The organism is Gordonia sp. JH63 (assembly GCF_009856645.1).
In the GTDB taxonomy this organism is placed as follows: domain Bacteria; phylum Actinomycetota; class Actinomycetes; order Mycobacteriales; family Mycobacteriaceae; genus Gordonia; species Gordonia hongkongensis.
In genome coordinates this window covers 1,544,214-1,566,124 of record NZ_CP047235.1, presented here as the reverse complement: position 1 = coordinate 1,566,124, position 21,911 = coordinate 1,544,214, and the positions used below count along the sequence as shown (strand labels likewise).

The window sequence follows — 21,911 nt, the reverse complement described above, 5'->3', positions numbered from 1 at the left end:
CGGTGCGCGCCGCCGTGCTGATGTGCGCGGCGGTGTCGTCGCTCGTCACCGCCTGTGGCTCCGACGCCCCGCCCCAGTCCACGCCCACCACCTCGACGCCGGTGCCGACCGCACGCCCGGTCGACCCGACGCTCTGCACCGAGAAACCACCGCAGGGCAACGTCGACCGCAGTGGCCAGAACTTCGAGTTCCGTCACGGCGACATCAAGATCGCGGTCGCGGACACGCCGGCGGACTCCCGACGCGGACCCGCAGTGGGCGCCACCCCCGCCGACGAGCCCAACTGCTATAAGTTCGACCGGTGGGGCCCGGCGCGGCCCGATGTGCCGCCGGACTCGCTGCTCTTCGTGTTCAAGGACGCCGGCACCGGCGGCGCGCAGATCGAGTTCCTGATCAGCGAACTGACCGGCGGCCTGTTGCCACCGGTGGGCGCGACACGTCCGACCGTCGGGCCGTTGACACGACCGATCAACGCCCAGATCGGGGTCTCGATCAACGGCGACTACCACCACTCGTCCGCGTGCCAGCTCAGCGTGAGCGGCATGTCGGGCTCACTCGCGGCCGGCTCGTTCACCTGCCCGACGGCGACACGGGTCGAGGCCAACCCGCTCGCGCCCGACGACGACGTCCGCTACGACCTCGACGAGTCGTCGGCCACGAAACAGCCGGAGTCCGAGGGCAACTCGACCGACAGCGTGTCGTTGTCGGGGTGGTTTCAGCTCACGCCCTGAGATCTGCCGGTCGAGCAGCGTCGAGCGAGCGTAGTAAGGACGCCACCCCCCGCTGGTCGAGCAGCGTCGACCGAGCGTAGCGAGGACGCCGCGTCCGTCGAGGCCACCTCGGCAACCGACCTCGCAAACCCGACCAGTGGCTTCGACAAGCTCAACCAGCGGGGAGGCGACTCAACCAGCGGGGAGGCGACTCAACCAGCGGGGAGGCGGCTCAACCAGCGGTGGCACCGACGATCCGGGCCACGACGGCGGGATCGACGTCGTCGATGCGCGCCGGGTCGAATTCGGGACTGCGATCCTTGTCGACGAGCACGGCCCGCACGCCCTCGCGGAAGTCGTGGGTCTTCGTGATCTCCTCTGCGGCATGCAGTTCCCGGTCGAAGCACTCGTCGATCCCCGACCTCGCCCCGGCGCTGATCATCGCCGCGGTGACCCACAGACTGGTGGGTGAGGCGCCCTCGAGCAGACCAACCATCTCCTGGGCCCAGTCGTCGCCGACCGCGCCGCGCAGGCCGCCGAGGATGGCGTTGACGTTGTCGTCGGCGAAGTACTCGCCGATCTTGCGCAACGGCACGTCGCTGGCGTCCTCGGTCCCCGACGTGGCCAGCGCGTCGGCCAGCGGGGCACCAGAACGGATGCTGTCGGCGACCGCCGGCAGGTCGGCGGAGGACACGAAATGCGTTGCCAGTCCGACGGCGACCGCGTCCACACCGCGGATCCGGGCGCCGGTGAGTCCGAGCCACATGCCCACCCCTTCCGGGAGCCGCGGCAGGAAGTAGGTCGAACCGATGTCGGGGAAGAACCCGATCGCGGTCTCGGGCATGGCGATCATCGCCTTCTCGGTGACGACCCTGATCTCGCCGTGCACGCTGATCCCGAGACCCCCGCCCATGGCCGCCCCGTCGATCAGGCTGATGTAGGGCTTCGGGTAGTCGGCGACGAGCTGATCGAGCCGGTACTCGCCGGCGAAGTAGCGGCTGATCGAGGCCTGGTCGCCGTCGATGGCGTGCTCGCGGATCGCACGGATGTCGCCTCCGGCGCAGAACGCCCGGTCGCTCGCCGAGGTGACCAGGACGGTGTCAATCCCATCGTCGTCACCCCATTCGCCGAGCGTGACGTACATGTCGTCGATCATGCTCTGGTCCAACGCATTGAGAGCCTTGGGCCGGTCCAGGACGATCTCGCCGACGCCGTTGGACACCGAGGTGCGGAGAAATGACATACCCCAACCGTAGCGGTGAGCCCGGATCCGACTCGTCGGCGGATAATCCGTTGGCAACTCCGAGCGCGTCCGCTACGGTGGTCACCACTTGCCCCCAGACCCGCCAGGAGTGATCCACCGCGATGAAGAACTGAAGTGGCCCCGGCCGTCGGCACCGCCGACGGACTCCACCGACGCCCTGTCGGTGTACCCGACCCACTTCAGGAGCCCTCATGCCATCTTCCATCGTGCTGTCCGACGTCTCGTTCGCCTGGCCTGACGGGACAGTCGTCTTCGAACACCTCGACCTCACCCTGGGCGCCGAGACCTACTCCCTCATCGGCGCGAACGGTGCGGGCAAGTCCACCCTCCTCGGCCTGATCGCCGGTCGATCACGCCCGGCGTCGGGCAGCATCACGATCGCAGGCGACACGTCGACGACCGATGTCGCTGTGGTCGTGCAGGACCCGCAGTCCGATCCGTCGTCGACCGTGGCACAAGCGCTCGGCATCGACGAGATTCGTTGTGCGATACGACGAATCGAGAGCGGCTCGGTAGATCCGCAGGACTTCGACGCAGTCGGGGACGACTGGGGCGTCGAGGAGCGCGCCATCGGACTCCTCGAGCAGATGGGACTGCCGCCCGACCTCGACCGCACGGTCGGCGCCATGTCCGGCGGGGAGGCGACCCTGCTGGCGATCGTCGCCGCACTCATCGCCGACCCGGCGATCCTGCTCCTCGACGAACCGACCAACAACCTGGACACCGACTCCCGCGCCCGGCTCTTCGACGCCATCGAGTCGTTCCCGGGCACGGTGGTCGTGGTCAGTCATGACCTCGAGCTCCTCGAACGTGTCGATACGACAGTCGAGCTGTACCGAGGTCGAGTGCGGCTGTTCGGCGGGCCCTACTCCCGGTACCGCGAGATCATCGACGCCGAACAAGACGCCGCCGAGGCAGCGGTTGCCACCGCCGCCGGCGATCTGCGCAAGCAGCGCCGCGAGATGACCGAGGCGTTGATCAAACTCGATCGGCGGGCCCGGACGGGCGCGACGGCCGAACGCGAGAAGCGGGTGCCGAAGATCGTGGCACACAACCGCCGGAGCGAGGCGCAGGTGTCGGCGGGCAAACTGCGCAACGCCCATCGTGACGACGTAGCCTCTGCGGCAACGCGTCTCGACGAGGCCCGCGAGGACATCCGCACCGACCGCACCGCACGGATCGTCGTGCCGACGCCGGAGGTGGCCCCGCGCGCCCAGATCGTCGTCGATGACCGCCTGCGCATGGACGGACCCGAGCGGGTGGCTCTGGTGGGGCCCAACGGTTCCGGGAAATCGACGCTGATCGCGGAGTTGATCGCCTCCGAATCCGTCGTCGTACCGTTCGCCTTCGTACCGCAGCAGATCACCTTCCCCGACCCGACCGTCTCGATCGCGGAGCACCTCGCGCGGACCCACCTGGACATCTCGACGCAGGAGGTGCGGGCGCATCTCGCGCGGTTCCTGTTCCGGGGTGCGCGCGCCGATCGCGCACTCGCCGAACTGTCCGGCGGCGAACGGCTGCGCGTCGCACTGGCCGATGCACTGCTCGGTGACCCGACACCCAAACTGCTGATCCTCGACGAGCCGACGAACAACCTGGATCTCGACACCGTCACGCAACTCGTGGACGCACTCGAGGCCTGGACCGGTGCGCTGCTGGTCGTCTCCCACGACGCCGGGTTCCTCGACCGCATCGGCATCGGTCGGCGCGTGTCACCGGCGTTCCCACCGGGCGAACCGTCGGGAACGCCGGGGCAGATAGGTGCCGAACAAACCGACGTCGAAGCAGATCGCTGACGAACAGTCGGTGACGCCGGCGGCGTCGAGAACCGTTCGGCGGCATACTGCGTGCGATGGCCGAGCCCGTACCCGTTCCCGTCGACGCGGCGGTGGTCGAACCCACGCCCGTCGTCCTCGTCCACGGTTTGCGCGTGAGCGGCGCGACCCTGCACCGGGTCGCGGCGGCTGTGGCCGGTCCCGACTCGAGGCGCGCGGTCGCCACCCCCGACCTCCCTGGCCACGGGCAGCGCCGCGACGAGACGTTCACGATGTCCGGCGCGGTGGACGCCGTGCTCGCCGAGATCAGCAGGTTCGGCCGGCCGGCGGTCGTGGCCGGGATGTCGATGGGCGGTTATGTGGCGATGGCGGTCGCCGGACGCCATCCGGAAGCCGTCGCGGCCCTGGTCCCGATGTGCGCGACCGCGCAGCCCAGTCCGCTGCTGGCCGCGCCGTTCGAGACGTTCGGTGCGGTCACCGCGTTCCTGCCGCGTCAGGCGGCGATCATCAGTCAGGTGGCCACCCGCCTCGCCGTGGGACGTCGGGTGTCCGCCGACATGGAGATCGGCGGACTGGCACTGGGGTCGATCGCCGACGTCGTCGCCGAGATCAAGCGGTTCGACGCGCTCGGCGAGGTCCGGCGCTACCCCGGCCGAACGATGTTCGTCAACGGTAGCCAAGACCAGTTCCGGGTCCACGAACAACGTTTCGTCGAGGCAGCACAGCACGCGTCGCTGACCGTCGTCCCCGGGGCAAGCCATCTGTTCCCGCTCATCCAGCCGGAACTCGCCGGGCGACTGGTGCTCGACGTCGCGGCGAGCTGCGACGGGGCCGCGGCCGGACTCGCCGACCTGGATCCATAGGTCCTACCTCAGGATGTCTGAGCCGCCCACAGCTTGAGCGCGATCGCCTCTCGTGATCGGATGACTGTTGATCACTGCAACGATCATCAGCGGTGTCACCACGCGACGGACCCGGCGGGAGGCTGGATGGGCACGATCGAGGTCACCGGCACGCTGCAGAAGCAGGCCTGGGCCGACAAGGTGTTGCCCCCGGTCGAGGAGGTCCGGCCGCAGCTGTGGTCGATCCCGGTCCCCATGGGATCCAATCCGTTGCGATACGTCCTGGTCTACGCCCTCGGATTGCCCGACGGCGGTCTCGCACTGATCGACGCCGGCTGGCCGTCCGACGAGTCGTGGGACATCCTCGTCGCAGGCATCCGCTCCACCGGCCACGACCTCGCCGACATCAGGTCCATCGGCGTGACTCATCTGCACCCCGACCATTTCGGGCTCGTGCCGCGTCTACTCGAGTACGTGGACGCCGAGCTGTGGATGCATCGCAACGATTCCCGGTACCTGCGCCACTACTCCGAGACCGAGGTGGAGAACCAACTCGGCCAGGCGCGATCCGAACTCCGCGCTCTCGGCGCACCGACCGAGGTCGCCGACGAGGGGCTGGTCGGTTTCATCCGCCTGCCCGACGGGCGGTCCGTCGACCGCGAGCTGACCGGGGACGCCCCGCTCGACATCCCCGGCTGGGATCTCCGCGCCGTCTGGACCCCGGGCCACACCGCGGGGCACCTCTGCTTCGCCGACGACACCGCCGGCATCGTCTTCACCGGCGACCACCTGCTGCCGCGGATCAGTCCGAACATCTCGACCAATCCCATGCAGACCGACAGTCCCCTCGCCGACTACCTGATCTCGCTGGCCAACACCGAGAAGATGCGCGACCACGAGGCGCTGCCGTCCCACGAGTACCGGTTCCGAGGCCTCGGCGACCGCGTCACCGGTCTCCTCACGCATCACGAGGAGCGGCTCGACGAGATCGCCTCGACCGTGACCCGATACCCGGAGAGCACGGCCTGGGAGATCACCCGGTCGGTGACGTGGTCGCGTCCGTTCGAGGAGCTGTCCCTCACCCTCAGCCGACTCGCGTTGCGGGAGACGCACGCCCATCTCGTCGTCCTGCAGGAGCGCGGTGTCCTCGACGCCCACGTTCCCGATGAGACGGCGACCGATCCGACGACCCCGGATCCGATCCGCTGGGTTGCCGCCGGCGAGCCCACACCGGCTGAGCCGCAACAGATCTCCACATCCGAGAACACCTGACCGCCCGTCCCGTCCACCAACTCCAGGAGTCCCATGAGTGCCGTGCTCACCGAGTTCGCTGACGGCGTCGCCGTCATCACGATCAACCGCCCCGAGGCGAAGAACGCCGTGAATCTCGAGGTGTCGGAGGGTATCGCCGCCGCGATCGACGAGCTCGAGTCGCGTGACGACCTCACCATCGGCATCCTCACCGGTGCCGGTGGCACGTTCTGCGCCGGGATGGACCTCAAGGCCTTCGCCCGCGGCGAGGTGGTGTCCCTGGAGGGTCGCGGGTTCGGTGGCCTCACCGAGGCCCCACCGACCAAGCCCCTCATCGCCGCCGTCGAGGGCTGGGCGCTGGCCGGCGGATGCGAACTCGCGTTGTCGGCGGACCTCGTCGTCGCAGCAAACAACTCCAAGTTCGGCATCCCAGAGGTCAAGCGCGGACTCGCCGCCGCCGCCGGCGGCCTCCTACGCCTCCCGAAGATCCTCCCCTACCAGCTCGCCATGGAACTCGCGCTCACCGGCGACCCGCTCACCGCCGCACGCGCCCACCAGTTCGGCCTGGTCAACCGGATCACCGAACCCGGCGAGACACTCGCCGGCGCACGCGAACTGGCCGCCGCCATCGCCGCCAACGGCCCCCTCGCCGTCCGCGCCACCAAACAGGTCACCTCCATGGCGATCCGCTACACCGATCCCGAACTCATCAAGAAGCAGTGGGACTTCCTCGGTCCGGTGTTCGCCTCCGACGACGCCAAGGAAGGTGCGATCGCCTTCGCCGAGAAACGCGCGCCGCGCTGGACCGGCAAGTGACCTGACACTCGGGTCACTAGAGTGACCGGGGTGGACCTGCACCTCGTGACCTACTTCGTCGCCGTGGTCGACCACGGCGGCATCACGAAGGCCGCCCAGTCGCTCTACATCTCACAGCCGTCGCTGTCCCAGGCGATCCGCACCCTCGAGAGACGTCTCGGCGTCACCCTGTTCGACCGCACCGGACGACGCCTCGAACTCACCGAGGCCGGACGCAAACTCGACGTCGCCGCCCGGCGCATCCTGGCCGACGTCGACCGCGCCAAGGCCAAGGTCGACGCCGTTCGGGAGCTGCGCGCCGGTCGCGTCGACATCGTGACCTACGCGGCGTTCAGCGTGGACCCGGTGGTCAACATCGTCCGCCTGTTCCGGGAACGGTTCCCGCGCTTGTCGGTTCGAGTCGTCTCCGCCGACAGCCCCACCGGGGTGTTGTCGGCGTTGCGATCCGGGGACGCCGAGGTCGGGATCATGGACTCGGCCGCCGAACACGCAACCTTCACCGCCATCCCGATGGCCGAGCAGGAACTCATCGTCGCGGCGCCGACGACGCTCGCCGACGGTCTGCCCGAACCGATACCGCAGTCTGCGGTGCGCTCGCTGCCACTCGTCGTCGATCACAGCGACCCGATCACCGCGGAACTCCTCGGCGGACTCCTCGACGACAACGGCAAGAACGTGGTGGTCGACTGCCAATTACCGTCCGCGGTGTGGAGTCTGGTCAAGAAGGGCACGGGCGCAACGATTCTCCCACGCACCGTGGCCGACCGGCAGCTTGCGGGACTCCGTCGACTCGCGCTCGACCCACCACTCACCCGACCGTGGGGTCTCGTGCTGCGATCCGGGCTCCCCTCGCCGGCCGCCCTCGCCTTCATCTCCGCGGCGAAGGTCCACTGCGGGATCGCGCCGGACCCCGCCGAACCACGGGATTGGTGACACGCCATGGAATTGCGACAGGTCGAGTACTTCCTGGCGGTGGTCGAGAACAAGGGCATCGGCGGGGCCGCGTCGGCTCTCGGTGTCGCGCAACCCACCGTGTCCCAAGCACTCCGGGCGCTCGAACGCGAACTCGGAGTCCAGCTGTTTCACCGCATCGGTCGCGGGATGGTCCTGTCGGCGGCCGGGCGCACGATGGTCGGTCCCGCGCGACAGATCGTGCGCGACATGGACGCCGTCGACGATCTGCTCTCCGCCTCGGCGGACGAACTCACCGGCCACCTCGAGATCCTGGCCTTCGCCGCGACCGCGGTCGGGCCCGTCGTCGATCTGGTCGCCCGGTTCCGGGCCGCCTATCCGCGGGTTTCGGTGCGACTCGGCGAGTTACGCGACGAGACCAGGGCCGCGTCGGCCATCGAGGACGGTCATTGCGAGTTCGCCGTCGCCCACCTACCCATCGCCGGCGACGACCTCGAGGTGATCGTGATCGGCGAACACGAACACGTGCTCGTCTACCCGCAGGGCACCGATGTACCCGTGGGCCCGATCCCGCTGAACAATCTGCCGGCGATCCCGATGGTGTTCGTGCCGCGCGGCTACTCGGTGGCCGACGAGTTCGAGGAGGCGATCCGCGTCGGGGGCGTCCGCCCGCCGCTGGCCGTGCTGTCGGAGATCCGCGAGGAACGGCTCCCGATGGTGGAGTCCGGAATCGGCGGCACTCTACTCGAACGATCGGTGGCGGAGTCGGCCGACGAACCGGTCGTGATCCGTGAAATCGAACCGAATGTGGTGCGACCCTTCGCCATCGCATTCCACCCGCCGTCGCTGTCGGCCGTCGGGCAGGCCTTCGTCGACCTCGTGCGCGAAACTGCGGGGTGACGGGTGGAACACCGGGCCCCACCGGTGCGTGCGGATCAGGTGGGGCCCGGTGAGTCTCGGGTCAGCTGACGCGTTCGAAGACCGCGGCGAGGCCCTGGCCACCGCCGATGCACATGGTCTCCAGCCCGTAGCGGGCCTCGCGCCGGTGCAGTTCACGCGCCAGGGAGGCCAGCATGCGTCCGCCGGTGGCGCCGACCGGGTGGCCCAGCGAGATGCCCGAGCCGTGGACGTTGGTGCGGTCGAAATCGCCGCCGGCACCGAACCGGCCGAAACCCCACTCGCGGGTGACCGCGAGTGCCTGGGCCGCGAATGCCTCGTTCAACTCGATGACATCGATGTCGGCGAGTGTTAGTCCGGCCTTTGCCAGGGCCTTCTCGGTCGCGGGGACCGGCCCGATCCCCATGGTGCGCGGCGGTACCCCCGCCAGACCCCATGACACCAGCTTCACCAGCGGGCGTAGACCCAGCTTCTCCGCGACCTCGGGTGTGGTCACGATCGCCATCGACGCGGCGTCGTTCTGACCGCTGGCGTTGCCCGCCGTCACGGTCGCGTCCGGGTCGGTCTTGCCCATGATCGGCTTCAGCTTCGACAGCGATTCGACCGAGACATCCGGGCGTGGATGCTCGTCGGTGTCGATGACCTGATCACCAGATCGCGAAGCCACGGTGACCGGGATGATCTCCTCGGCCAGTACGCCATCCTTCTGGGCCCGCACCGCTCGTTCGTGCGATGCCACAGCCAGTTCGTCCTGTTCTTCCCGGGAGATCTCGTAGTCCTTGCGCAGGTTCTCGGCCGTCTCGATCATTCCGCCGGGCACCGGGTAGTTCTTGCCGCCGGCGGTCGAGCGCGCCCGGACGAGGCTGTCGTGCATGGCAATTCCGGTCCGGGCCCCGCCCCACCGCATGTCCACCGAGTAGAACGACGCGTTGCTCATCGACTCGGCACCGCCGGCGACCACGACGTCGTTGTCCCCCGATGACACCTGGTAGGCGGCCTGGATGACGGCCTGTAGTCCCGACCCGCAACGACGATCGATGTGCATGCCGCCCACTGTGATCGGCAACCCGGCATCGAGTGCGATGACTCGTCCCAGGGCGGGCGCCTCGCTGTTCCCGTTGCAGTGACCGAGGATGACGTCCTCGACCTTCTCCGGGTCGAGTCCGGTCCGGTCGAGCATCCCCGTCAGCGCGGCGACCCCGAGATCAACGGCGGTGAGATTCTTGAACATCCCGCCGTAACGGCCGATCGGGGTACGGACCGGTTCGCAGATGACGACGTCGCGCATGGGTGACCTTTCGGTGTCAGAGGAGGCGTGGAGCAGGGCCGGCGGTCACATGAAACGGCCGCCGGTCACCTCGAGGACGGTGCCCGTCATGTACGACGACATGTCACACGCCAGGAACAGCGCGACGCTCGCGACCTCACCGACCTCGCCGGCGCGCCGCATCGGGATCTCCGCCATCTTCTGGTCCCACGCTTTCTGCGGCATCGCCTCGGTCATCGCCGACCGGATGAGGCCGGGCTGGATCGCGTTGATCCGCACGCCGTGATGGGCCATCTCCTTGGCCGCGGCCTTGGTGAGGCCGACGATGCCCGCCTTGGCGGCCGAGTAGTTGGTCTGCCCGACCATGCCGACCTTGCCCGACAGCGACGAGATGTTCACGATCGCACCACGCTTGGCCTCGCGCATGATCGCCGCCGCCTTGCGTGTGCCGTTCCAGGTGCCTTTGAGATGCACCGAGATGACCTGATCGAAATCGTCTTCGGTCATGGTGCGCATCGTCGCGTCCCGGGTGATCCCGGCGTTGTTCACCAGCACATCGAGTGAGCCGAACCCGTCGACCGCGGCCGCCAGCAGCGTGTCGACCTCGCCCGCGTCGACGACGTCGCACCTCACCGCGCGGGCCACGTCGCGGCCGCCGAGCTCGTCCGCGGCCGCCTGCGCGGCGTCGAGGCTGAGGTCACCGAGCACGACTCGCGCGCCGGCGTCAACGAACGAGCGGGCGATCTCGAAACCGATGCCCTGGGCGCCGCCGGTCACGACGGCGGTACGACCCTCCAGCAACGCGGCGGCGGGCGGGTGCGATGACATGTATCGGAGTCCTTTCGAGGGCGGCGGGGTGACGGTCGTCGGGCAACCGGTCGCGAAGCGCCGGCCCGTGGTGAGTGCCGCGGGGACAAATCTATCGAGGTTCCGCCCCGATCGACCCCTCCGCGCTCATACGCAACGGCTATCGCAGCGATCCCGGTTTCGTATTGGACCCCTCGCCCGCCGGCCGCGAGAGTGACAACATGACCGGAGTGATGCATTCAGCGCGGACGACCTCCTCCGAGGTGGGCGACGAGGACTTCGCCGACATCCTCGCCGCGACGCGCGAGTTCGTCCGCGAGGTGGTGGTCCCGCGGGAGCAGGAGATCCTCGACACCGACGCCATCCCCGACGACATCCGCCAGACGGCGAGGAGCATGGGCCTGTTCGGCTACGCCATCCCGCAGGAGTGGGGCGGTCTCGGCCTCGATCTGACCCAGGACGTCGAACTCGCGATGGAGCTCGGGTACACCTCCCTGGCGCTGCGCTCGATGTTCGGCACCAACAACGGCATCGCCGGCCAGGTCCTCGTCCACTTCGGCACCGACGAGCAGAAGTCCGCGTGGCTGGAGAAGATCGCGTCCGGCGAGGTCGTCGCCTCGTTCGCGCTGACCGAACCGGGGGCCGGGTCCGATCCGGCCGGACTGCGCACGAAGGCCGTCCGCGACGGTGACGACTGGGTGATCACGGGCGAGAAGCGGTTCATCACCAATGCGCCGCTGGCCGATCTGTTCGTCGTGTTCGCACGTACCCGTCCGGCCGACGAGAACGGCACCGGCATCGCGGTGTTCCTGGTCCCCGCCGACGCCGCGGGGCTCAGCGTCGGCGCCAAGGACCGCAAGATGGGCCAGGAGGGCGCCTGGACCGCCGACGTGCACTTCGACGCCGTGCGGGTGCCGGCGTCGGCACTGGTCGGCGGCAGCCAGGACGTGGGCTACAAGGCCGCGATGATGAGCCTGGCCCGAGGCCGGGTGCACATCGCGGCTCTCTCGGTGGGCACCGCGCAGCGTGCGCTCGACGAGTCGGTCACCTGGGCCGCCACCGCCACCCAGGGCGGTACCGCGATCGGCGAGTTCCAACTGGTCCAGGCCATGCTCGCCGACCAGCAGGCCGGGGTGATGGCCGGGCGCGCACTGGTGCGCGAGGCCGCCCGGGCGTGGGTCGACGACACCGACCGCCGCATCGCCCCGTCGGCTGCCAAGCTGTTCTGCACCGAGATGGTCGGCAAGGTCGCCGATCTCGCCGTGCAGATCCACGGCGGCAGCGGTTACATGCGCGATGTCGCGGTGGAACGCATCTACCGCGAGGTGCGGTTGCTGCGCCTGTACGAGGGCACCAGCGAGATCCAGCGACTCATCATCGGGCGCAACCTGATCAAGCGCGCGCAGCGCTGACCACACGCGCGTGCGCCGGCGCCTCGGGCGCCGGCGCTGACCCTGTCAGGCGTTCGCCAGGCGCTCCCGCAACGCCACCTTCTGGACCTTGCCGGCCGCCGAGGTGGGCAGCTCGTCGACCACGTACACGTCCCGGATCTTCTTGTAGGGCAACACCTGCGCGGCGACGAAGTCCGACACCGCATCGGCGTCGATGACGTGACCGTCCCGGGCGACGAGAAAGGCCACCGGCTCCTGCCCCACCGCACCCGCCTCCCGGGCGACGACCGCCGCCGCACCGACGTCGGGATGCGTCACCAGGATCTCCTCGAGCTCGCGCGGATACACGTTGTAGCCCTTGTAGATCAGCATGTCCTTCGCACGGTCGCAGATGTAGAGGTACCCGTCGGCGTCGCGGTAGGCGATGTCACCGGTGTCGAGCCATCCGTCGACGAACTGCTCGGCCGTCTTCTCGGGGTGATCGAGGTAGCCGTCGGTGACCTGCGGTCCGCGCACCCACAACTGTCCCTTCTCCCCCGGCGCGAGGACGACGGCCGGATCGTCGACGGCGCGGATCTCGATCTGGGTGTCGAACGTCGGCAGACCCACACTCCCGAGCCGGTATCGACCCCCGGACGTCAGGGGCGCCGAGGACACCAGGCACGTCGCCTCGGTGAGGCCGTATCCCTCCACGATCGCCGCTGCCGGGAACGCCTTCTCGAGCTGCTCCAGGGTCACGTGATCGATCGGCGCCGCGCCGGAGGAGACCACCCGCACCGAGGTCAGGTCCCTCGTGGGGACGTCGGGGTGCACGGCGAGCGCATGCCACATCGCGGGACTCCCGGTCACGTACGACGCCCGATGCGCCTCGATGAGGGCCAGCATCCGACCGGGCTCGAAACGACCGGCGAACACGTGCGTGGCACCGCACAGCAGGAGAAACGACATGTTGATGAGGGCGTGCGCGTGGAACAGCGGGGAAACCACGACCGTCGCCGCATGCCCGGGGACCACCCCCGGGTTCTCCGCCGACCGGGGGGTGAGGGTCAGGAGACCGTCTGTTCCCACCTCCACGGAATGACCTGCCCGCCAGGCGATCATCTGCGTGACGTTGCCGAGCACGTTGCGGTGCAGGACCCGAACGCCCTTCGAGACACCCGTGGTGCCGCCGGTGAAGGCGAGGTGCGCGACATCGTCGCTCGTGGTCGAGACCGGCGGGGCCGTCTCGTGCCCGACGACGAACTCCGCGAGGGCGACGGAGTCGATGCCCTCCGGCGCTCCCGCGGCCCCGTCCACCGTCACCACCGTCGTCAACGCCGTGCCGACGGCGGCGGACAAGAGACGCGCGGACTGCTCGACCTGCGTGAAACCGACCACCGCACCGGTTTCCGCGATCTGACGCCGCAGACCCGGTACGGGCTGCAACGGATTGACCAGGGTCACCGCCGCACCGGCCCGCAGTGATCCGTAGTAGGCGACGACGAACTCGACGCTGTTGGTCAGGTACAGCAGGACCACATCGCGATCGCTCACTCCGGCCGCACGCAGGCCCGACGCCACGGCGGCCGAGCGCACGTCGAGCTCGGTGAACGTGAGCGTCGTCGCGCAGTCGATGACGGCCGCGCGCTCGCCGTAGAGGGCGGCCATACTCGCGGGCAGCACCGCCATCGTGGTGTCGGGATAGCTCAGAGTGGTGGGCGCCGTGACAGACAACGCGATGAATCCTCTCGAAAGGCGTTGTGGGGGAGGAAGAACGGACGTGCCGGAGTTCGGGCTACCGCGGTGCCATCCGGATCGCCCCGTCGAGGCGGATGGTCTCGCCGTTGAGATAGGTGTTCTCCAGGATCGACGCGGCGAGTTGACCGAACTCCTCCGGCCTACCGAGCCGCGCCGGATTGGGAATGCTCGCCGCGAGCGCATCGCGCACATCGTCGCGCAGCCGGGAGAGCAGTGGCGTGTCCATCGTGCCGGGTGCGATGGTGTTGACGCGGATGAGCTTGTTGGCCAGGTCCCGCGCGGCGACGAGCGTCATCCCGACGATGCCCGCCTTCGACGCCGAGTAGTTGATCTGGCCGATCTGTCCCTCGTACGCCGCGACCGACGCGGTCATGATGATGGCGCCCCGCTCCCCGTCGACGGGCTCCTGTCGCGCGATACGTTCCGCGCCGAGCGAGAGCGCATGGAACGACCCGACGAGGTTGAGCTTGATGACGAACTCGAAGTCCTCCACCGCACCCGCCTTGCCCTCCTTGTCCAGGATGCGCATGCGCCGGCCCGCGCCGGCGCAGTGCACGAGTCCGCGCAGGCCACCTCGGTCGTCGGCGACATCGAGTGCGGCGGCGAACTGTTCGCGGTCGGTGATGTCGGCGGCCGCGAACGACGCTGCGGCGCCGAGTCCGTCGGCCACGGCCTGACCGTCCGACGTCGGCAGGTCGATCAGGGTGACCAGGCCGCCGGCGTCGATGACGCGCTGGGCCGTGGCGAGCCCGAGACCGGATGCGCCGCCGGTGATCGCGACCGACAGTCCATTGAGTTTCATTGTTTACGAATACCTTTCGATGTGATTTGTCCGCTCCCTGAGGTGCGAGCCTGCGAGCCCAACCCTGCTCCCTGAGGAGCGAGCTTGCGAGCGTCACGAAGGGTCTCGCAACCTCCGTCGCCAGGACCCTTCGAGGCTCGTCGCTATCGCTCCTCGCACCTCAGGGAGCAGAGGAGCGGAAGCCCGCGGTCAGAGCAGTTCGAGGATGGTGGTGTTCGCCATGCCGCCGGCCTCGCACATCGACTGCAGTCCGTACCGGATTCCGTTGTCGCGCATGTGGTGTACGAGCCGAGTCATGAGGATGGCGCCCGACCCGCCGAGCGGATGGCCGACGGCGATCGCTCCGCCGAGCGGGTTGAGGCGGTCCAGGTCGGCACCCGTCTCGGCCTGCCAGGCCAGCGGGACCGGGGCGAACGCCTCGTTGATCTCGAAGGCCCCGATGTCGTCGATCGACAATCCCGAGCGCTTGAGCGCCTTGGCCGTGGCCGGGATCGGGCCGGTCAGCATGATCACCGGGTCATCGGCGGCGACGACCGCGGTGTGGATTCGGGCGATCGGCGTGAGCCCATACGACTTCGCGGTCTCACCGGACATGATCAGCAGGGCACCCGACCCGTCGGAGATCTGTGAGGAGTTGCCGGCGTGGATCACGCCGTCCTCGCTGAAGGCCGGCTTGAGCTTGGCGAGCGATTCGAGCGTCCCACCGCGGCGGATGCCCTCGTCACCCTCGAGCACCCCCGGGATCGGCGCCAACTGGGCGTCGAACGCACCGCGGTCGGCCGCCTGCGCAGCGAGTTCGTGCGAGCGCAGCGAGTACTCGTCGAGGCGGGTACGGTCCAATCCCCATTTCGCGGCGACCATCTCGGCGCCGATCCCCTGGCTGAACTTGTCGACGCCGTAACGGTCGAGGACCGTGGGCGGCTGATGCTCGCCGTTCGGTGCGGCGCTGCCCATCGGGACCCGGCTCATCGACTCGACCCCGCCGGCTATTACAACATCCTGCTGGCCGGACACCACCGCCGCGGCCGCCATGCTGACCGCCTGCTGGCTGGACCCGCAGGCGCGCGTCACGGTGGTTCCGGGGACGCTCTCGGGCCAGCCGGCGGCGAGCACGGCCGTCCGGGCGACGTTGCCCGCCTGCTCGGCGGCTTGGCTGACACATCCCCAGACGACGTCGTCGACGACGGCCGGATCGATGCCGGTCCGCTCGACGAGCGCCTCCAGTACGTGGGCGGACAGGTCGGCGGGATGGATACCGGACAAGGCGCCGCGGCGGCGGCCGATGGGCGCGCGGACCGCGTCGACGATCACTGCATCACGCATGGGGACTCCTCGATGTCAGGGCAAGGGATGAAGTTGTGTCCGACGTGCACCACGCCGGCGGACGCCGATCGCCCGTTGTGACGAGCCGACCACCGGGGCGCTTGGCAGACAAGTCGATTCACACTCACAGTCGATGAGGCCCTACCTATGGGACGCGCGCCTCACGAGGTGGCGCCTTCGACGGCCGGCGCGTGCGGACGCAACCGAGCACGATCGCGCTCGGGATCGGCGAAGACCAGCGCGAGCACCGCGCACACCGCGGCGACGATTCCGAGCACCTGGAACGCGGTGGCGTAACCCTCGGCCGGCGTGGCGGCCGCGTCGACGATGACACCCGTCGCGTACGGCGCGACGAGACCGCCGATCGCCATGATCGCCAGGAAGACACCCAGCGTTCCGGCGGTCTGCCGGGGCGGGCAGATCTCGGCGACGGCCGCGTTGAACAGCGGGAACACCGTGGCCGCGAATCCATAACCGATCGACAGGATCGCGACCGCGACGATCGGTGTGCCAACCGAGGGCAACAGGAACAGCAGGACGCCGGAGACGAGAACCCCGACCGACGGCACGACGATGCGCAGCATCCGCGAGGTCGCCCCTTTAGAGATCATCCGGTCACTCGTGATCGAACTCAGCACCATCAGGACCAGGCCGACGATCGAGGGGAACGCGAACATCGCCCCGGACTGCAGGCGGCTGTAGCCCAGCCCCTCTTCGAAGTACGACGGCAACCACGTGAGCACGACACTGACCAGCGCATAAACGCTCATCACAACGAGCGCGCCGGTGACGAAGGTGCGTGAGCGGAAGATCGAGATCCACGGCGTCGCGGGTTCGGCGTCGGCGCTCGCGGTGGTCTTCCCACTAGCGATGTACGGGCCGTTGCGCCACGTCGAGAGCCAGATGACACACCAGATGAGACCACCGGCGGCGAGAGCGATCAGTGCCCAGCGCCACCCGAAGCTCACTGTGATCACGGCGAGCAGCGGAGCGATCGCGATCTTCGAGATCGACGCGGCACCGGCGAGGAGGGCACCGGGCAGGGCGCGCCGGGCCGGCGGATGCCAGGAGTAGGCCGCCGTGTGCAGGAGCGCCGAACTCGGACCTTCGGCGAGACCGAGGAACAGCCGGCTGAGGACGAGGACCGCGAACGACGCCACCACCACCATGGGGAGCATGGCCGCGGCCCAGCACAGGGCCAGCAGGACCAGCGACCAGCGCAGGGTCATCCAGCGGTTGAGCAGTCCCGCGAAGAATCCGCCGATCGTGAACGTCAGGAAGAACAGGCTGCCGACGAGACCGATCTGCGAGGAGCTCAGGCCCAGCTCCTCGCGGAGCGGTTGCGCGATGATGCCCAGCACTGCCTTGTCGGCGTAGTTGATGACGTAGAGGCTGACCAGCAGAGCCGTGAGACCCCAGGCGCCCGCGCGTGATTCGCCGCGTGGGCCGAGACCTCGCGGCGTCTGGGCCGCTTCGAAGTCGACGGTGTGGGCGGGACCAGCGGGTCCCGTGCGCGCCGCTGACCCGGGCTTGTCGCCGGCTCCTGATCCGGAGGCGGTGGAGACCGTCATGGCATTACCTCTTCCAGCCGAGTGATCTGGGTTGCGATGCGCTCCGTCAGTGTTATGGCTCACATCCGTTCCGATTCAAACCAGGGTCGAACCCATGTGACAACGTTCGCTCGGCGAACGACCTGACTGTCGCTGCCTATGTGTCGAGGACACGGAGTTGCGAGCGGGGTCATCGGCGATGGCTATCGGACCGATAGGCGCCGGTGGCCGAGAGCCATTGGCTCGCGCTATCGCTCCCTTAGTTCACCGCGACTACTTCGCCGGGCCGCCGCCGGGCATGCTGTGAGACGGACGCGTGCCGGTCGCGCACCACGTCCGCCCGACGGTGCGAGCGCACCCCGACCGACTTCGGAGACCAGCCACCATGACCCGCCTCGCGCCGACCCTGGGCCTCACCGAGATCCAGACGGAGATCCTGGCCAACGTCCGTTCGTTCGTCGACAAGCAGATCATCCCCACCGCACAGGAACTCGAGCACGCCGACGAGTATCCGCAGGCCATCGTCGACGGCATGGCCGAGATGGGCCTGTTCGGCCTGATGATCCCCGAGGAGTACGGCGGACTCGGCGAGTCCCTGCTGACCTACGCGTTGTGCGTCGAAGAACTGGCACGTGGATGGATGAGCGTGTCGGGCGTGATCAACACCCATTTCATCGTGGCGTACATGATCCGCCAGCACGGGACCGACGAGCAGAAACAGCGCTTCCTCCCCCGCATGGCGACGGGCGAGGTGCGCGGCGCGTTCTCGATGTCCGAACCGGAACTGGGGTCCGACGTCGCGGCGATCAAGACCAGCGCGAAGCGGGACGGAGACGACGGATACGTCATCAACGGTCAGAAGATGTGGCTGACCAACGGCGGGTCGTCGACTCTCGTTGCCGCTCTTGTCCGTACCGAGGAGGGCAACGAGAAGCCGCACAAGAACCTCACGACGTTCCTGGTGGAGAAGCCGGCCGGCTTCGGCGAGGTACTCCCAGGCCTGACCATCCCGCGCAAGCTGGACAAGATGGGCTACAAGGGCATCGACACCACCGAGCTGATCTTCGACGGTTACCGCGCGCCCGCCACCGACATCCTCGGGGGCGAACCGGGCCGCGGCTTCGCGCACATGATGGACGGCGTCGAGGTCGGGCGCGTCAACGTGTCGGCCCGCGCCTGCGGAATCGCCCAGCGCGCCTTCGAACTCGCGGTGAAGTACGCGCAGCAGCGGTCCACCTTCGGCAAACCCATCGCCGAACACCAGGCCGTTGCGTTCTCGCTGGCCGAGATGGCGACGAAGGTCGAGGCGGCACACCTGATGATGGTCAATGCGGCACGACTGAAAGACTCCGGCGAGCGCAACGACGTCGCCGCCGGGATGGCCAAGTACCTGTGCAGTGAGTACTGCGCCGAGGTCACCCAGGCCAGCTTCCGCATCCACGGCGGTTACGGCTACTCGAAGGAATTCGAGATCGAGCGCCTCATGCGCGACGCGCCCTTCCTGCTGATCGGCGAGGGCACCAGCGAGATCCAGAAACAGATCATCTCCAAGGGGCTCCTACGCGAATATCAGGAGCGATGACCACTTGAGGTGAATGTCGTCAGACCCGTCCGCCCACAACAGTTTCGAGGGACCAATGCAGCGTCGCATCTTCACCGAGGACCATGAATCCTTCCGCAAGACCATCCGTGACTTCATCGCCAAAGAGGTCGCGCCGGTGTACCACGATTGGGAGAAGCAGGGCCATCCGCCGCGCGAGTTCTACAACAGGCTGGGCGAACTCGGCGTCCTGGGCATCGAGGCACCCGAAGAGTTCGGGGGCGGTGGCGTCTCGGACTTCACCTATTCGATGGTGATCGCGGAGGAGACATCGGCGGCCGGTGTCACCTTCGGCAGTTACTCGGTGCACTCGAACCTGATCCTCCCCTACCTCGTCGAGTACGCCACCGACGAGCAGAAGCAGCGGTGGTTGCCCGGATTCTGTTCCGGCGAACTCATGTTCGCGATCGCCATGACCGAACCCGGCACCGGGTCGGACCTCGCCAACATCTCGACCACCGCCAAGCTGTCCGAAGACGGGTCGCACTACGTACTCGACGGCGCGAAGACGTTCATCACCGGCGGCGCCCTGGCCGACCGCATCCTGGTCGTCGCCCGGACCGCACCGTTCGACGAGTCGAATCGTCGTGCGGGCCTGTCGATCCTGGTGGTCGACACCTCGTCGGAGGGTTTCGCCGTCGGACGCAAGATCGAGAAGATCGGCCTCAAGGCCTCCGACACCGCCGAGCTCTCGTTCAGCTCGGTCAAGGTGCCGGTCGAGGACCGGCTCGGCGAGGAGGGTGCCGGCTTCTCGTACCTGGCGCACAATCTCGCGCAGGAACGACTCACCATCGCCATCGGGGCGTCGGCCACCGCCGCCGCGGCCGTCCAGCACGCGATCGCCTACACCAAGGAGCGCGACGTCTTCGGCAAACCCGTTGCGGCGTTCCAGAACACCAAGTTCGTCCTCGCCGAGTGCTCCGCCGAGGTCGAGGCCATCCGGCAGTTCGTCGACCGCGCACTCGAACTCCACAACGAGGGTGAGCTCACCGTCCCAGATGCGGCCCGCGCGAAACTGTTCGCGACCGAGACCGCCGGCAAGGTCATCGACAAGTGCCTGCAGTTGCACGGTGGGTACGGCTATGTCCTGGAGTACCCCATCGCCCGGCTCTACGCCGACACCCGCGTCACGCGGATCTACGGCGGCACCAGCGAGGTCATGAAGACGATCATCGCCAAGGATCTCGGCCTGTAGGTGGTCCAAAGCTCTTCCAAAGTGGGGGATTCGTAACGGTTTCCAGTACGAATCCCGCACTGTGCGGAGGGTGATCAGACGGTCGCTCGTCGCACCTGCGACGCGACGTATCCCGGGCGTTCCACGAGATCCGCCCAGGTGAAGTTCAACACCGTCCAGCCCAGGGCGATGAGGGTGTTGCGGCGGGTGCGGTCGTGCTGGAACGCTTCGGCGTCCCGGTGATGAGCCATGCCGTCGATCTCGACCGCCACCTTCCTCCCGACGAAGGCGAAGTCGATTTCGTAACCGGACACCGGGTGGTTGGCGACCCAACCCGCTATGTCGTGCTCGGCGAACAGTTCCACGGTCAGCCGTTCGGCAGCCGAACGGGCACCAGAACCGACGAGCACGAGCATCTTCGCCATCTCGGTTGCACCACGGCAGCGGCGTCGCCGCTGGTAGGTCTCGAGGAGAGCGTCAACCGTGACCTTCTTGTTCTGAAGTGCCCGGTCGAGTACGTCCATCTTTCCTTCGCCGGCGCCTTCGAGGACGGACAACGGCACCGCGGTCACCGTGAGTCCCTTCTCGACCACGACGTCGGCCGCGTCGAGTGATCTCCGGATGACCACCGTCCCCTTCTCCGGCGAACCGTGCCAGCTTCGGGGAGCGGTGACGGTAGTCGTCGTCGGCCGCTTGGTCACGAGGCCGTGCCACCACGCCGCCGCGAGTCCGCTGAGAACGGCGTCCGCGGAGACCTGCAGGGTCGCCAGTCGGGTCCACTTCCCGCAGAGTGCGGGATTCGTGCCGGTTTCCAATACGGATCCCGCACTCTGTCGTCGGACCCGAGGTCGTGCCTTAAGATTCCCTGAGCAAACTCGGTGGGCAGTGGAAGCGGTGTTCGGTGGTAGGCAGGTTTCGGGGCGGGCTCCAGATCTTGGCGACGGTGCTGGTCACCGCGTTCGTGGTGTCGATGATGGCGGCGGTGGCCGCGCCCGCGCAGGCGGCCCCGACGCGCTACACCGGCGGTACCTACGTCGCTCTCGGTGATTCGCGTGCGTCCGGCAGCTTCTACACCCCGACGCCCGCCTACTTCGGCGGGTGCAAGCGGTCGGCGTTCAACTACCCCACCCTCGTCGCCGCCGCGACCCTGCCGCGACGCTTCATCGACGCCTCGTGTGCGGGCGCACAGTCGGCACATCTGTACCGGGCCCCGCAGCACACCAGCGGTGGCACGAAACCCATTCAGCTGCACCTGGTTCCGCGCGACGCTCAGCTGATCACCGTGAGCATCGGCGGCAACGACATGCGGTGGGGCGCGATCTTCGGCCAGTGCCGGACCCCGGCGTTCACCGACCGGCGCTGCCGCCACAACCGTGCCCTCGAGAACGAGGTCCGGTGGCGGATCGAACTCATGGAGAACCGCGTCACCCCCGCTCTGCGCGCGATCCGGAACAAGGCGCCGCACGCCCAGATCATCGTCGTCGGTCTGGGCGGCTTCATCGGGTTCACCGGGTGCTGGCCGCTGGTCCCGCTGAGTGACCCCGACGCCCGGTGGATGCGCGATGTCTTCAACCGCGCCAACGGCGCGCTCTGGCGGGCGTCGACCGAGGTCGGCGGCACCTTCATCGACGCCAACCGAGGATCGGCGGGACACGATGCCTGCAACCTCATCAATCCCTGGTACGAGAGCGCGCTGTCGAATCGGATCGCGCTGCCCTTCCACGTCAACCAGGCCGGCGCCGTCGCGTTCGCGGCCATGATCAACGGGGCCATCCGCCGTTAGGTCGAGACCG

At 68.3% G+C, this 21,911-nt stretch carries 19 protein-coding genes; 11 read left to right on the top strand and 8 right to left on the bottom strand.

Going from position 1 to position 21,911, the window contains the following annotated elements; genetic code table 11:
• Window positions 1-2 precede the first annotated feature (2 nt).
• Window positions 3-731: a hypothetical protein gene (locus GR168_RS07075; RefSeq protein ID WP_238995041.1), complete on the top strand. Its 729-nt coding sequence runs from the start codon at window positions 3-5 to the stop codon at window positions 729-731.
• A 211-nt stretch (window positions 732-942) separates the two neighbouring features.
• On the opposite strand, the gene GR168_RS07070 is transcribed toward GR168_RS07075, so the two are convergent.
• The gene (locus GR168_RS07070; protein ID WP_159370405.1) at window positions 943-1,953 is read right to left on the bottom strand and encodes an enoyl-CoA hydratase/isomerase family protein; all 1,011 of its coding nucleotides are present in this window, start codon (window positions 1,951-1,953) and stop codon (window positions 943-945) included.
• A gap of 212 nt (window positions 1,954-2,165) precedes the next feature.
• Between GR168_RS07070 and GR168_RS07065 the strand changes: the two genes are divergently transcribed.
• From GR168_RS07065 to GR168_RS07040, 6 genes are all read left to right on the top strand, one after another.
• The gene (locus tag GR168_RS07065) at window positions 2,166-3,770 is read left to right on the top strand and encodes an ABC-F family ATP-binding cassette domain-containing protein (protein WP_238995040.1); all 1,605 of its coding nucleotides are present in this window, start codon (window positions 2,166-2,168) and stop codon (window positions 3,768-3,770) included.
• A gap of 56 nt (window positions 3,771-3,826) precedes the next feature.
• The gene (locus GR168_RS07060; RefSeq protein ID WP_078112143.1) at window positions 3,827-4,612 is read left to right on the top strand and encodes an alpha/beta hydrolase; all 786 of its coding nucleotides are present in this window, start codon (window positions 3,827-3,829) and stop codon (window positions 4,610-4,612) included.
• A 126-nt stretch (window positions 4,613-4,738) separates the two neighbouring features.
• Window positions 4,739-5,863 carry an MBL fold metallo-hydrolase gene (locus tag GR168_RS07055; RefSeq protein WP_159370404.1) on the top strand — a complete coding sequence of 375 codons (1,125 nt, stop codon included), beginning with the start codon at window positions 4,739-4,741 and terminating at the stop codon, window positions 5,861-5,863.
• Window positions 5,864-5,896: 33 nt separating this feature from the next.
• Window positions 5,897-6,658: a crotonase/enoyl-CoA hydratase family protein gene (locus GR168_RS07050; protein ID WP_159370403.1), complete on the top strand. Its 762-nt coding sequence runs from the start codon at window positions 5,897-5,899 to the stop codon at window positions 6,656-6,658.
• Between the two features lie 30 nt (window positions 6,659-6,688).
• Entirely contained in the window at window positions 6,689-7,591 is a 903-nt protein-coding gene (locus GR168_RS07045; RefSeq protein ID WP_159370402.1) for a LysR family transcriptional regulator, read from the top strand.
• A gap of 6 nt (window positions 7,592-7,597) precedes the next feature.
• Window positions 7,598-8,470, top strand: coding sequence for a LysR family transcriptional regulator (locus GR168_RS07040; protein WP_159370401.1), 873 nt, complete (start codon window positions 7,598-7,600; stop codon window positions 8,468-8,470).
• A gap of 61 nt (window positions 8,471-8,531) precedes the next feature.
• Here GR168_RS07040 and GR168_RS07035 read toward each other — a convergent pair whose 3' ends face one another.
• Entirely contained in the window at window positions 8,532-9,755 is a 1,224-nt protein-coding gene (locus GR168_RS07035) for an acetyl-CoA C-acetyltransferase (RefSeq protein WP_159370400.1), read from the bottom strand.
• A gap of 45 nt (window positions 9,756-9,800) precedes the next feature.
• Window positions 9,801-10,562: a 3-oxoacyl-ACP reductase FabG gene (gene fabG / locus GR168_RS07030; protein ID WP_159370399.1), complete on the bottom strand. Its 762-nt coding sequence runs from the start codon at window positions 10,560-10,562 to the stop codon at window positions 9,801-9,803.
• A gap of 200 nt (window positions 10,563-10,762) precedes the next feature.
• Between fabG and GR168_RS07025 the strand changes: the two genes are divergently transcribed.
• A complete protein-coding gene (locus tag GR168_RS07025; RefSeq protein WP_159370398.1) occupies window positions 10,763-11,953 on the top strand; it encodes an acyl-CoA dehydrogenase family protein in 1,191 nt (396 codons plus the stop codon).
• Window positions 11,954-11,998: 45 nt separating this feature from the next.
• Here GR168_RS07025 and GR168_RS07020 read toward each other — a convergent pair whose 3' ends face one another.
• From GR168_RS07020 to GR168_RS07005, 4 genes are all read right to left on the bottom strand, one after another.
• A complete protein-coding gene (locus GR168_RS07020) occupies window positions 11,999-13,645 on the bottom strand; it encodes a class I adenylate-forming enzyme family protein (protein WP_159370397.1) in 1,647 nt (548 codons plus the stop codon).
• Between the two features lie 61 nt (window positions 13,646-13,706).
• A complete protein-coding gene (locus tag GR168_RS07015) occupies window positions 13,707-14,471 on the bottom strand; it encodes an SDR family NAD(P)-dependent oxidoreductase (RefSeq protein WP_159370396.1) in 765 nt (254 codons plus the stop codon).
• A 189-nt stretch (window positions 14,472-14,660) separates the two neighbouring features.
• A complete protein-coding gene (locus GR168_RS07010) occupies window positions 14,661-15,794 on the bottom strand; it encodes a thiolase family protein (RefSeq protein ID WP_159370395.1) in 1,134 nt (377 codons plus the stop codon).
• 161 nt (window positions 15,795-15,955) lie between these two features.
• Window positions 15,956-17,365, bottom strand: coding sequence for an MFS transporter (locus GR168_RS07005; RefSeq protein ID WP_159370394.1), 1,410 nt, complete (start codon window positions 17,363-17,365; stop codon window positions 15,956-15,958).
• Between the two features lie 364 nt (window positions 17,366-17,729).
• Here GR168_RS07005 and GR168_RS07000 point away from each other — a divergent pair, with 364 nt between their 5' ends.
• Together GR168_RS07000 and GR168_RS06995 are read left to right on the top strand one after the other, a co-directional pair.
• Window positions 17,730-18,926: an acyl-CoA dehydrogenase family protein gene (locus tag GR168_RS07000; RefSeq protein ID WP_159370393.1), complete on the top strand. Its 1,197-nt coding sequence runs from the start codon at window positions 17,730-17,732 to the stop codon at window positions 18,924-18,926.
• A gap of 55 nt (window positions 18,927-18,981) precedes the next feature.
• Window positions 18,982-20,139, top strand: a complete 1,158-nt coding sequence (locus GR168_RS06995; RefSeq protein WP_065630893.1) for an acyl-CoA dehydrogenase family protein — start codon at window positions 18,982-18,984, stop codon at window positions 20,137-20,139.
• 74 nt (window positions 20,140-20,213) lie between these two features.
• Here GR168_RS06995 and GR168_RS06990 read toward each other — a convergent pair whose 3' ends face one another.
• Window positions 20,214-20,933 carry a DUF559 domain-containing protein gene (locus GR168_RS06990; RefSeq protein WP_159370392.1) on the bottom strand — a complete coding sequence of 240 codons (720 nt, stop codon included), beginning with the start codon at window positions 20,931-20,933 and terminating at the stop codon, window positions 20,214-20,216.
• 86 nt (window positions 20,934-21,019) lie between these two features.
• On the opposite strand from GR168_RS06990, the gene GR168_RS06985 reads away from it, so the two are divergent.
• Window positions 21,020-21,901, top strand: coding sequence for an SGNH/GDSL hydrolase family protein (locus GR168_RS06985; protein WP_159370391.1), 882 nt, complete (start codon window positions 21,020-21,022; stop codon window positions 21,899-21,901).
• Window positions 21,902-21,911: the final 10 nt, after the last annotated feature.

What these genes read in the sequence shown, in the direction of transcription:
- GR168_RS07005 (WP_159370394.1), bottom strand. Translation starts at nt 17,365, where the DNA reads ATGACGGTCTCCACCGCCTCCGGATCAGGAGCCGGCGACAAGCCCGGG.
- GR168_RS07010 (WP_159370395.1), bottom strand. Translation starts at nt 15,794, where the DNA reads ATGCGTGATGCAGTGATCGTCGACGCGGTCCGCGCGCCCATCGGCCGC.
- GR168_RS07025 (WP_159370398.1), top strand. Translation starts at nt 10,763, where the DNA reads ATGACCGGAGTGATGCATTCAGCGCGGACGACCTCCTCCGAGGTGGGC.
- GR168_RS07060 (WP_078112143.1), top strand. Translation starts at nt 3,827, where the DNA reads ATGGCCGAGCCCGTACCCGTTCCCGTCGACGCGGCGGTGGTCGAACCC.
- GR168_RS07065 (WP_238995040.1), top strand. Translation starts at nt 2,166, where the DNA reads ATGCCATCTTCCATCGTGCTGTCCGACGTCTCGTTCGCCTGGCCTGAC.
- GR168_RS06995 (WP_065630893.1), top strand. Translation starts at nt 18,982, where the DNA reads ATGCAGCGTCGCATCTTCACCGAGGACCATGAATCCTTCCGCAAGACC.
- GR168_RS07040 (WP_159370401.1), top strand. Translation starts at nt 7,598, where the DNA reads ATGGAATTGCGACAGGTCGAGTACTTCCTGGCGGTGGTCGAGAACAAG.
- GR168_RS07055 (WP_159370404.1), top strand. Translation starts at nt 4,739, where the DNA reads ATGGGCACGATCGAGGTCACCGGCACGCTGCAGAAGCAGGCCTGGGCC.
- GR168_RS07035 (WP_159370400.1), bottom strand. Translation starts at nt 9,755, where the DNA reads ATGCGCGACGTCGTCATCTGCGAACCGGTCCGTACCCCGATCGGCCGT.
- GR168_RS07000 (WP_159370393.1), top strand. Translation starts at nt 17,730, where the DNA reads ATGACCCGCCTCGCGCCGACCCTGGGCCTCACCGAGATCCAGACGGAG.
- fabG (WP_159370399.1), bottom strand. Translation starts at nt 10,562, where the DNA reads ATGTCATCGCACCCGCCCGCCGCCGCGTTGCTGGAGGGTCGTACCGCC.
- GR168_RS07070 (WP_159370405.1), bottom strand. Translation starts at nt 1,953, where the DNA reads ATGTCATTTCTCCGCACCTCGGTGTCCAACGGCGTCGGCGAGATCGTC.
- GR168_RS07050 (WP_159370403.1), top strand. Translation starts at nt 5,897, where the DNA reads ATGAGTGCCGTGCTCACCGAGTTCGCTGACGGCGTCGCCGTCATCACG.
- GR168_RS07015 (WP_159370396.1), bottom strand. Translation starts at nt 14,471, where the DNA reads ATGAAACTCAATGGACTGTCGGTCGCGATCACCGGCGGCGCATCCGGT.